General features: G+C 54.0%; 9 protein-coding genes and 1 rRNA gene. 1 reads left to right on the plus strand and 9 read right to left on the minus strand.

Annotated elements, in window-relative coordinates:
* From VGJ94_12090 to VGJ94_12115, 6 genes are all read right to left on the minus strand, one after another.
* Positions 1-71 (minus strand): 16S ribosomal RNA (locus VGJ94_12090); the annotation flags it as partial.
* Positions 72-562: 491 nt separating this feature from the next.
* The gene (gene bioA / locus VGJ94_12095) at positions 563-1,993 is read right to left on the minus strand and encodes an adenosylmethionine--8-amino-7-oxononanoate transaminase (protein HEY3277353.1); all 1,431 of its coding nucleotides are present in this window, start codon (positions 1,991-1,993) and stop codon (positions 563-565) included.
* 135 nt (positions 1,994-2,128) lie between these two features.
* Positions 2,129-2,572, minus strand: a complete 444-nt coding sequence (locus tag VGJ94_12100; GenBank protein HEY3277354.1) for a hypothetical protein — start codon at positions 2,570-2,572, stop codon at positions 2,129-2,131.
* 162 nt (positions 2,573-2,734) lie between these two features.
* Complete coding sequence (locus tag VGJ94_12105; GenBank protein HEY3277355.1) at positions 2,735-4,429, minus strand: UvrD-helicase domain-containing protein; 1,695 nt, start codon at positions 4,427-4,429, stop codon at positions 2,735-2,737.
* Between the two features lie 115 nt (positions 4,430-4,544).
* Positions 4,545-5,819, minus strand: a complete 1,275-nt coding sequence (locus VGJ94_12110; GenBank protein HEY3277356.1) for an endonuclease Q family protein — start codon at positions 5,817-5,819, stop codon at positions 4,545-4,547.
* Positions 5,819-7,573 (minus strand): DUF362 domain-containing protein, encoded by a 1,755-nt coding sequence (locus VGJ94_12115; protein ID HEY3277357.1) that lies wholly within the window; start codon positions 7,571-7,573, stop codon positions 5,819-5,821. Before VGJ94_12115 ends, VGJ94_12110 begins: the two co-directional genes overlap by 1 nt.
* Before the next feature lie 189 nt (positions 7,574-7,762).
* Here VGJ94_12115 and VGJ94_12120 point away from each other — a divergent pair, with 189 nt between their 5' ends.
* Positions 7,763-8,500 carry an SDR family NAD(P)-dependent oxidoreductase gene (locus VGJ94_12120; GenBank protein HEY3277358.1) on the plus strand — a complete coding sequence of 246 codons (738 nt, stop codon included), beginning with the start codon at positions 7,763-7,765 and terminating at the stop codon, positions 8,498-8,500.
* 15 nt (positions 8,501-8,515) lie between these two features.
* Here the strand turns inward: VGJ94_12120 and VGJ94_12125 are convergent, their stop codons facing one another.
* Genes VGJ94_12125 through VGJ94_12135 form a run of 3 tightly spaced genes read right to left on the minus strand, consistent with a single transcriptional unit; the run spans position 8,516 to position 11,452 of the window.
* Positions 8,516-10,387, minus strand: coding sequence for an ASKHA domain-containing protein (locus VGJ94_12125; GenBank protein HEY3277359.1), 1,872 nt, complete (start codon positions 10,385-10,387; stop codon positions 8,516-8,518).
* Positions 10,377-11,297 carry a uroporphyrinogen decarboxylase family protein gene (locus VGJ94_12130; GenBank protein HEY3277360.1) on the minus strand — a complete coding sequence of 307 codons (921 nt, stop codon included), beginning with the start codon at positions 11,295-11,297 and terminating at the stop codon, positions 10,377-10,379. Before VGJ94_12130 ends, VGJ94_12125 begins: the two co-directional genes overlap by 11 nt.
* Positions 11,298-11,329: 32 nt before the next feature.
* Complete coding sequence (locus tag VGJ94_12135) at positions 11,330-11,452, minus strand: hypothetical protein (protein ID HEY3277361.1); 123 nt, start codon at positions 11,450-11,452, stop codon at positions 11,330-11,332.
* Between the last annotated feature and the right edge of the window lie 2 nt (positions 11,453-11,454).

The following is an 11,454-nucleotide window of genomic DNA, read 5'->3' on the forward strand; positions in this document are numbered from 1 at the left end:
TCGCGCTCGACTTGCATGTGTTAGGCACGCCGCCAGCGTTCGTTCTGAGCCAGGATCAAACTCTCAGATCAAACCTTGTTACGTATCTTGTTCAAATTCTTACTTGAACGAGGACCTACTATTTTCTTTTCAAAGAACAAATGCTAATGCTCAACCTTGAAGCAGTACTAAGTATACTTATTTTTTTGCCGATGTCAAGGGCTTTCCCGAACTATTTTCTTTCAGGTCCAAAACCCATTACTGCCTTCGGCATTAGAAGTTAATACGAGGTTGTAACCGGAAACCGTCGAGAGATGCGATCTTTTAAGAGCACTGCCGGTGGATATCGGTGACCATCCTGCTTCACTTCTTCGTACACAATGAACTCGGAGGCTTCTTTCCGCCTCTTTATTCCTGCTGTCTTGCATTAGCGCCAACATGGATTCATCTTAGCACAAGAGACTACGGATATCCACCATTATTTCACCCATCATTCATACCGGAAATAAAGGAATCTATTTAAACAACTAACATCATTGACAATTATGTTCCTGATCGCCTGCGAATTTACTCAGCTCGGCCCCTATGAGGTCGCAGCTTTAATACTCTCATAGGTGACATCCAAAAGTTCCTGCAGCACGACCTGGTCCATGGCAGGGGGAGGCATGAGCACGATCACATCGCCCAGGGGTCTTATCACCACACCCCTTGCCCTCGCTTCCATGGTCACTTTCTGGCCTATCTTTTCCCGGGGCGCATAAGGTTTTGCCGTCCGTCGGTCTTTTACCAGCTCGATCCCCACCATGAAACCCTCCTGTCGTACCTCTCCCACATGTTCGAGGCCTTGAAACCGGGTAAGCCTCTCTTTTAAAAACTCTATCTTTGGCTTCATATTTTTGATGATCTCATCGCTCTCGAAGAGCTCCAGGTTCCTCACCGCCACGCTGCATGCCAGGGGGTTGCCCGTATAGGTGTGTCCGTGAAAGAAGGTCCTGAAGTCCTCAAAGCGCCCGAAGAACCCTTCGAACACCTCATTAGTCGTCATTGTTGCCGCAAGGGGCAGATATCCGCCCGTAATACCCTTCGCCACGCAGAGAAAATCAGGTTCCACCCTCTCCTTTTCGCAGGCAAAGAGAAAACCTGTCCTTCCGAAACCGGTCGCCACCTCGTCAGCGATGAGGAAAAGCCCATGTTGTTTCGTAATTTTCCTAATCGCTGAGAGAAAACCTTCGGGCTGGACGATCATCCCGCCCGCACCCTGTACCAGGGGCTCGATTATGACTCCGCAAATTTCATCCTTGTGAAGGGAGACTATCTTCTCGAATTCGGCGATGCATGCCATGCCGCAATTGTCTTTCTTCAGCTTGAGCGGGCATCGGTAGCAATAAGGGGAAGGCGCTTTGAACGTTTTGAAGAGGAGCGGCCGATAGACCTTGTGGAACAGGTCGATCCCGCCCACGCTCACGGCCCCTATAGTATCGCCGTGGTAGCCGTTGGTAAATGAGACAAACCGCTTCCGGCTTTTTTCGCCCTTCTGCTGCCAGTATTGATAGGCCATTTTGAGGGCAATTTCGACGGAAGTTGAGCCGTTATCGGAGTAGAAGACCTTTTCAAGCCCGGCAGGAGTAATCTCTGCGAGCTTCTTCGCAAGCACCACGGCCGGGGTATTCGCAAGACCGAGGAGTGTGGAATGGCAGAGCTTTTCCGATTGACTCCGTATCTCGTCGACCAGCTCTTTTTTCCCATGGCCGTGGACAAGCACCCACAGAGAAGAGACGCCATCAATATATCGCTTGCCCTCCGAATCGATCAGGTAGAAACCTTCGCCCCTTTCTATTATCAAAGGGTCCGTCTCCAAATATTCCTGCATTTGCGTAAAAGGATGCCATATATATTTTTTATCCCAATCTTTTAAGTAAGCGCTGCCTTCCATCGGACCTCCTGCAAAGTCTCCGACAGCCGCCGGACCGGAGTCGCCCCGCCGGCTGTCCCGTTTTTGGGAGTAGCTTATCATGAACGGTATTCGGCCGCAACGAAAAGACAGGCGGCTTTTGCATTGAGAGAAGTGAATTACAAGGATTCATTGGAAGGGGGAATAGGGCTCTTCCGGCTCACTTCCGCTAAGCACCTCAAACCAAGGATAAGAGGCTTATTTTGTGGACTCCTGAGGGGAAACTGGTGTGCCCTGGCCTCCCTTTTCCTCGATCCCTTTTGAGCGTTTTGCGCGGGCCGGCGGTCTGCCCACTACCTTGGCGATTTTTACGCCTTCTTTTTCTATGTAGACTACTCCGATCCTGTCTCCGGGTTTCAGCTCCTCGAGCTTAATATTCCTGGCAACCCTCGTACGGGAAAGATCGAAAACAAATTCTCCTTTTCTGTTTTTCGCGACGATGGTCTTCGCCTCGTTGTCAAGGCTCACCAGGTCGCCCAGAAACCTCTTCACCGGTTCCGTTGTCTTGATTTTTTTTCCCGGGGCCCTTGCCATATCACGGTGCTCCGTCGCCTCCCCCAACCCATCGACATCGGCAAAACAGGTTGTGCCTAACCCAAAGCCTATCGCTATCGCAACACACAGCACAACAAGCTTCTTCAAGTGATCCACCTCCTCAATAAAGCCACATGGCAAAAACATTATACCACAGCCTGGGTCAGCTGCCTGCTTTAATAGGTTGACAATATATATTACATTGTACTATCCATAACTTACATAATTATGTTTATGCTATTTAACGTACTTTGCCTATAACCAATCAATTTAAAATAATTTCATCTGTTTTTTTCCTGCCCTTGTCGCAGATTTTTGCACATCTCTTCTCTCCAACCATTGTTGAGAAATTTCTCCAAGAAAGGGGGAGGGGCAAGTCGTGCGTCTTTCACCATACATGAACCGTGACTGGGCGCGGGTGAAAATGAGCTCGTCCTTCGCCCTTGTCATGCCGACGTAGAATAGCCTCCGCTCCTCTTCCTTCTCAAATTCCCCTTTTGCCATCAGGGAAGGCGTCAGGCCGTCCTCTGCTCCCGCAATAAATACGGTTTTGAATTCGAGCCCTTTCGCGGAATGTAGGGTCATAAGGCTGACTGCATCGGCCTTCGGATCAAAAGAATCCCCGGAGGAAAGAAGAGAAAGCTCGTCCATGATCAGCAACAGCGCCTGGTCTGCAGGCAGATCACTATAGGCGGAGACAATTTGAAAAAGAAGCGCCCGGTCCTTCTCGGATGCTTCCGCCTCGATACAAAGAGAGTTCACAAGTTCCGGGAGATCGGAACAATTAATGCCTTCTTCCATTCTTTTCCGGAGAATTTCCGTCATTCTTGCAGCTCCGGCCGGGCCGCCTCCACGAACCACCTGAAATGGCATGCCTGAATCGAAAAATGCCTCCTCCAAGGTCCCGGCCTGAGTGTTAATCCTGTAAATTACCGCAAAATCGCTGAAACCGTGCCCGTCTCCCCATATTGTGCCGGATCCAAGGGAGCGGTCAATGCTAAAATGGCTCGTGCCTCCCATCCTGTGCTCTATTTCCCTTACGATTGCCTTTGCCTCCGCTTTTTCATCAGGAACAGTGAGTAATATGATTGCTGTTCCCTCTTCTTTTACCGCGCCCAGCTCTTTATCTATCCTCCTCCGGTTGTGTCTGATAAGGTCGGAGGAAGCCGAGACGATAATCTTTGAGGAGCGGTAATTCCGGGAGAGTATGATTCTGCGAGCCCGGGGAAAATCGGTCTCGAAGCGGAGAAAGTTCTCCATGTCGGCGCCCCTGAATCCATAGATTGCCTGATCCGAATCGCCTACTGCACAGAGATTCTCGTGCCCGTTCAAAATAGAGCGCATGAGCCTGTATTGCGCGGGATTTATATCCTGATATTCATCGACCATAATGTATTGGAAGCCTGTCCCGAAGCCGCCGCACGAAACCCTGGCATCCAATATTTCAATGGGGATTCTAATGAGATCTTCGAAATCGTAAAGGCCTTTCTCGCAAAGCCTGCTCTGATACGCATCGAAGAGGGGTTTTAACTCGTCATCCGCCTTCTCCATGAGATCTTTGACGCGGCCTATTTTTTCACCTATCTTTTGTCCGGCCTTGCGGTCTCCGGCGATTCCGGCCAGGATGTCCGACTGTTCTTTCGGTCCGCAGACGCGGAATTCATGGTGAAAAGCTTCCCTCATGATCTGCAGGCCGAGAAGATGAAAGGTACCGATACGCACCTCCCGTCCCGTCTTCCCGAGGAGAAGGTCCGTCCTCTCCCGCATCTCCCTGGCCGCCCTGTTCGTGAAGGTGACCGCGAGTATCTCCGACGGGTTGACCCCCCTCTCCACAAGATAAGAGATCCTGCGGACAAGGGTCATAGTCTTGCCGGTTCCCGGGCCTGCCACGATAAGAAGAGGACCCTCTATGGCTGCGACAGCCTCTCGTTGTTCTTCGTTTAATCCTTCAAAAATGTCAGTCATTCTGTTTTCGGGGGGTCCTGATGAAGTAGAAGCCGGGGCCGGCCGGGATAAGCGCCATAATCCATAAGGCGCCGTCTCTCCGGATGTGACCGGGCCGGACTTCCGGAAGGCCCCTTCAAAGGAGCGGCATCTGCCCCTTTATCTCTTTCCGCTCGAATTCTTCGAATATCTTGACTTTCCCGTACTCCCCGTCATATCCGGGAGAGATATTGACGCTCCCGGACCGCATCCGCGCGACAGCCTCCCTCACGAGGGGGGCTCCGCTTGCCTTTTCGATCTCATCGAGGGGCACGTCAAGAAGAATATTGAATTCATTCCCAAGCCTGTACAGGAGTTTCAGGTACTCACCCGCCACCGCTTTGCTTCCCGCTCCCACTTTCATGGCTTCCGCCAGAATTTCGGGCAAGGGGATTACGGAAGAGTAGGCCGGCCTTCCGGGGGGGATGACCCCTTTTTTTCTGTCGGCCAGCTTTTCAGCCCTGTGCATGACGCCCACAGTCAACTTCTTGCCGCATACCGGGCAGAGGTAGTGATGGGCCATAGTCTCCTCGGGCATGAGACTTACCTTGCATGCCCTGTGGCCGTCGTAATGATATTTCCCCTCCTCAGGGAAGAATTCGATGGTGCCGAGAAAACCCTTTCCCGTTCTAATGCCTTCCGTAATCCCCGCATAGGAGGGCTCCACGTCGAGTATATTGGCCTCCCTGCCCATTCGGGAGGGAGAATGGGCATCGGAGTTCGATACGAGGGTGATTCCATCCAGCGCGGAAAGCCGCCAGTTCATGGGAGGATCGGAAGAGAGGCCCGTCTCCACAGCCCCGATGAAAGGCGTCAGCTCTTCGAAGCATTCTTCCAATGAATCAAACCCCGATGCAGCCCCTAATACTGAAAAATGGGGAGTCCAGATATGGGCAGGGATAAACATCGCGTCAGGGGTCGTTTCGAGGGTGATCTTTAGCAGCTCTTTCGCGTCGAGCCCGAGAATGGGTCTTCCATCCGAGCCGATGTTGCCGACCTTGGAGAGAGCAAGACCTATTCGCGCTGCCGCGGGCAGATCGGGCGCAAGGATCACACAGTGCACTTTGCGCGTTTTCTCATTCTTGCGGTAGATGCAGCTTATCTCCGCCGAGAGAAGAAAGGAGACTTCCCCCTTGCATGAGTCGGGTATTCCCTCCCTTCCGGGCTCCTTCTTGAGGCTGAAAAGGCCGTTTCCTGCGGACACGAGTTTCTCGGATAATTCTTTGAACCAACCCGGGTGAGTAAAATCACCTGTCCCGACTACCCCTATTCCTTTGAGCTGTGCCCATTTCCACAGACCCTCCGGCGACATCTGCGGGCTCGTGGCCCGGGAATATCTCGAATGCACATGGAGGTCCGCAATGAGGCGCATCAGACCTTCCCCATGTCGAGGATCTCCGAAAGCATCTCTCCTAACCTAGTCTCCTCCGTCTTATCCGCGTATTGAGGCCGTTCCACATCGGGAAAGAGGGAGAATATGCCGTCCATAATCACTTCCGCATGAGGCGGACAACCCGGAAGATGGGGACCTAAATCTTTATGGTGCTGCTGACACAATCCCATGAAAATGTTTTTCTCCTTCCCCGTTATTACCTTCTCGGTCTCATGACCCAGGTAGATATTCACCTTTTGCTCGAAGGGCCGGTCGATAAGCCGGCGGTCCGGGTCCATCGGATCGGCCTTGTTCAGCTTACTCAACACGAAATGGAGATACCCCCTGCAGCCCGGGCAGGCGCTTTCCCCATGGACGAGTATATCTTTGCCTCCCCTGAGGTCGATCGCGGGCTGGGCAAAGGGACTTCCCACCTCCACGACCGACGGCCCGAGTACCGAGATCTTCTCTTCCTCGATCGGTCCCAACCCCTGCATATAAGCCATCCACACAGGGGGTGACGTCGCGGGGTCAAGCCCCATAATTCTCATTGCTACCGCATCCACAGCCACTGGATTCGTGCCCCCGATCAACAGGTTCATCGCCTTCGGCACGCCGGACACAGGACCAAAATCCTCCTGTCCCGTGAGCCCGTCTATGATGGTGAGCTTCGGCTTCACCACGTGGTGAATATTGATGAGGCTTTGCCAGAGCCCGAAGAAATGGGACATATATTTTTCGAGGGGGGGTACCGCACCCTGGAGATGCTTCACGGCAAGGGACGCGATCGCGGCGAAATGAATCTTGAGTACCGGGACGCTGATGATTACATCCGCCTTTTCCAAGGTAAGTGGTATTTTCCGCGATGCCATGCGCTTTTGACCCGGGACAGCCTTTTCTATCAGCTCGTCCCCGTTGAGGTCCACGAGCTGTACCTTATTCTTGTCCAGTTGGACGAGGCTGTCGTACCCGTAAAGAGCGAACATTTTGGACGTCTCACTCCGGTTGATGGACGAGCCTTCTGCAATCGTTATTCTTCCGGCTATCGGGAGAAGAAGCTTGGTGAGCGCCCTCACTACCCTGATATCGGTGACGATGCCGCCTTTGTAGCTGCCGTCCTTTAATCCGTGATCGCTCACGAGATTCGGCTTAATCACCACATGTTGGCCGGGTTTGACAAATTTGCGGATGCCGCCCAACTTGCGGAAGAGGCTCTCCAGGGCCGCGGCTATCTCATCATCGGTCGCCCCTCCCGGCGTCCTGTCGATCGCTACCTTCTCATTCTTCTTATAAGGCTTCCAGGGCTGAGCCCCTTTGAGCTTCTCAAGAAGCACCGCGGTGCTGAGCTCCATCTTTACCAGGGAATAGCCGTGGTCTTGAATAGTACCTACCGGCCGGAATCCATAGGCGATCATGCGCCGGTACTTTTCCCGGTCTGCCTCCCGCACCAGAGCGGCAACCAGATTCTCCCGTTCGATAAGTGCATCGAGAAGGCTTGCTTCGAGATCGGCAGCCCCCTCCTCTTCCCTCGCAACAATCTCGAGGACGGTGCTTCGGGACGGGTCATATACGATCCAGCCCACGAGCATGCCTCCGAAGGTGCCCCTCAGCACCACCGTACCGGGCCTCTCCGCCCATAGGCGCCATGCCGCTGCCGCATACTCTTCCGCACCCATATAGCTATAGTGCTCGAGAAACCGACCCAGGAACGGACGGGAAAACTGCCCTTTCTTGAGGCTTACCGGTGACGCCATAATATTTCTCCTCCATAGGTAATAGAATAATCTCTTTTGCGTGTCCATAAAGAGTACCACAAGACGGGGTTCCTTTCATCAAAATCTCCGGAATCGGGTCTTTATCCGGGATAGCGCCTTTGAGGGAAAATTCCTTGCACGGTGATATTCTTTCGGCTAGAATGAGTGAAAATCGAAAGGGAGGTGCATATGAGCATATCGGGTCGTACCGCGCTGATCACCGGGGCCGGCCAGGGCATCGGCCGAGCCTGTGCCGAAGTCTTTGCCGAGAGGGGGGCCCGGGTAGTGCTCCTCGATAGAAACGAAAAAACCCTCTCCCCGGTAGAGGAACAGCTTTCGCGGAGAGGCATCCCGGTTACGGCGAGAGTCATCGAGCTTACGGAATTCGACGTCCTTCAGCGATTAATGGAGGAGGTCCTGGCGGAACATCATATCGATATTCTTATCAATAACGCAGGCTTTGATTTTCCCGGGATTACCGGCAAGACCCAGATCGCGGATTTTAACGCAGTCATGTCGATCCATGTGGTGGTTCCCTTCTTTCTCACGAAGCTGCTCCTGCCCGCCATGCGAAATGCGAAGTGGGGCAGGATCATCAACATAAGCTCCATCTACGGTCTCTTAGGGGCAAAGGGCGAGGTGGCTTATGCCACGGCCAAGGCCGGAATCGTGGGCCTTACCAAAACGACTGCCAGGGAAGGCGGTCCGGACGGAGTAACCGTAAACGCCATAGCTCCGGGCCTCATCCGCACGCCGCCGATTATGGCCATGCCGGACAAATATAAAGCACCTATCCTTGCCGAGACGTTGGTGGGGCGGATAGGAGAGCCGGAGGATATCGCTCGGACAGCGGCATTTCTCGCCTCCGATGACGCGGCATTCATCACGGGTGCCCTTATCCCCGTGTCAGGGGGATGGAATATTTAGCCTTTCTTCGGGGCATTATTCTTTATACGGTATGTGAAGCGCCTTCATGAAGATGCGCGTAAAATCGGGATCGGAAGCCAGCTCCACGTAGGTGGTCTTCCTGGCTATGTAGTCCGCTTCCTCTCGTTTCTGCAGGTCCATGAGGGCGAGGTATGCCCCGCGGCCCGCGGCGTTCCCCGCGATTTCAATCGAATCGAGGTTACAGGGCGGGAAAAGTCCGGTGGTGACGGCGCTCGATTTGTCGATGTGAACTCCGAAGGCCCCGGCTATGACAATCCGCTCGATCGATTCTATACCGTAATGTTTCATGAGGATTTCGCAGCCGGTACGAAGGGCCCCTTTTGCAAGCTGGAACTGCCGTATGTCTCGCTGGGTGATGGTAATGTCAGTCGCGATCCCCGTTTCATTCCGCCACACCAGCACGAACTCTCCTATTCCCTCGCTATTCTTTCGTAGCCTGGGCGTGGAGAGCCCCTCTCTGAACGTACCATTTGCATCAATTACCCCCGAGGAATAAAACTCGGCCACGGCATCGATAACGGCGGATCCGCATATCCCTGTCGGGCGGAGGGAGTCCGGCGTACGATCTCCCGCCCATCCTGCTTCCCCCACTATTTTATAGTCGACCTCAAATGTGGACCTGTCGATACGGATTCCTTCGATGGCGCCTCTCACCGCCCGCATGCCCTGTGAAATGCCCGCCCCTTCCAGAGCCGGTCCGGTGGCGCACGAACAGGAATAAAGGTGTTCCCTGTTGCCGAGGACGATCTCCCCGTTGGTCCCGATGTCGATGATGAGACTCGGCTCATCCCTCAGGTGGGGCTCTTCCGAAAGAATAACCGCCACATTGTCCGCCCCCACGAAACCTGCCTCCACCGGCAGCACATGGACATAAGATCCGGGATTGATCGTAAGCCCGAGCTGCCTTGCCTTTACGTCCCTTGAATCCATAATGGACGGCCGAAAAGGCGAAATCCCCAATTCATCGGGCCGTACCCCGAGAAAAATATGATGCATCACTGTGTTTCCCACCACTGTCATATCGAGGATCCTGGAAGGGTCCGACCCGATGTTCGCAGTAAGCTCTTCGAGCATGGCATTTATGGAAGACAGAAGCTCCCCCCGCATCCTTTCGATGCCTGAGCCGGGGTTTCGAACCGAATAGGCGATCCTTGAGATCACATCGGCGCCGAAGGCGATCTGTGGGTTTGCGAAGGAACCTCCCGCCGCCACTTCTCCCGTATAGAGATCACAGAGGTAGACGGCAACCGTGGTAGTGCCTATGTCCACCGCCGCACCCAGCATCGTGTGAACGGACCCGGAATCAAGGCGGATCACCTCCCTGTCCATCCACACATATGCCGTACGTGTGGAGCGGGAGCTTTTCGATGCTTTTTGCCGCTCCAGGCACGTTTTATCGATCACAGGCGCGTCGAGTCCATGCTGCTCCCGAAGAAGGTCTGCGATCATCTGTTCCGACAACTCCCTGCCTGCTTCGCTACGGGGCAATTGGAGAGTGTACGCCCCCACTGCAGGTCTCACTGTCTCCACCTGACCACTGAAGGTCTTCTTCGATACTTCGCGGGTCAGCACGTATTCGTCCGGAATAAATATGGATGTGTTCGATTCCGGTTTCATCCTGCAGGCGAGGCGCACTCCGCTACCCCTTTCCTTTTCGGGAATGAGGGCAGCCTCTTCCGCGGTGCAGGGGCTCACCGTCCCTTCTGCCACCATGACCCTGCATTTGCCGCACTTTCCGTTTCCACCGCAAGGTGATTCTATATAGACTCCCGCACTCTGAGCGGCTTCGAATATCGTCTTCCCCGCCCGGTCCTTTATCTCTTTCCCTGAGGGAAGAAACTTGATCGTGTAGATTTCAGAGCTCATTCTCTTCCTTTCTTTCCGGCTGATCTTTGGATGAGACCTTCAGAACAGGATAGAGGGCTGAAAGCCCCGGCGTAATCGCTCCTGCCGGCATCCCTCCCGATGTCCCGATGATAAGCCCTCCAGACCGGATAGTCCTTTCTGCACGCCTAATCTCCTCTTCGACCTTTTCGGCATCCCACGCAACCGCGTCAATATGACCCATAAAGGAGATACGGTCGCCGTACGCCTCTCTGAGCCGGAACAGGTTCATCCCTGCCTGGGCGTCTACGGGATGAATGCACCCATACCCCGCATCGATGAGGCTGTCGATAATCTGCACAATTGCGCCATCGCAATGGAAGAATGCATCGAGGCCCTGCGCCCGGATAGCCGCGGCGATTTCGCGGTACACGGGCAGCACCGCAGCCATAAAATCGTCGAAGGAAAAGAGGAGTCCCCCGTTACCCGCAATATCGTCGGTTACGGCGATTGCGCTCATGCCATTTGTCCCGGCCCGGGCACAAGTAGCCCCGATTTCCCCTGCCCTTTTCCGGGCGAGATCCAGAAAGCTCTCCCGGTCTCTTTTCATCAGTATCATGGCCCCGGAAAAACCGAAGCTCTCTATTAAATGAGAGACGGGCCCGTTTACACACCCTACGACAAAATATTCCGAAAGCGTCCTGTATTGTCCTTCTGCGAGTAAGGAGGAAGATTCCTCTCCATTGAGGTCGGCCCCGATCACGTCGAGCCCGAGCAATTGGGCGGCATATCCGAGCCTTCCGGGAGTGCTGCTCCCGGCAGGGGAACACCACCTGTCCAGAAACTGGCCGGAGATAAACAGCTCTCCCCTCGGAGGCAACTCTTCACCCCTACGGGCGAGACAGCGGACAACCCGCTCACGGGCGGTCAAAGTCCAAAACCTTCCGTCCATAAGGTCGAACCTTTCTCATCCTTCCTCCTCGCTTATAATATAGGCTGTGCCGCGTTCAGGGTATTGAGCATGAGCATGGTGATGGTCATGGGCCCTACCCCGCCGGGAACAGGGGTAATGGCCGATGCCTTTTCCGCGACTCCCTCGAAGTCCACAT

The sequence above is a fragment of the Syntrophorhabdaceae bacterium genome (assembly GCA_036504895.1).
GTDB lineage: Bacteria > Desulfobacterota > Syntrophorhabdia > Syntrophorhabdales > Syntrophorhabdaceae > PNOM01.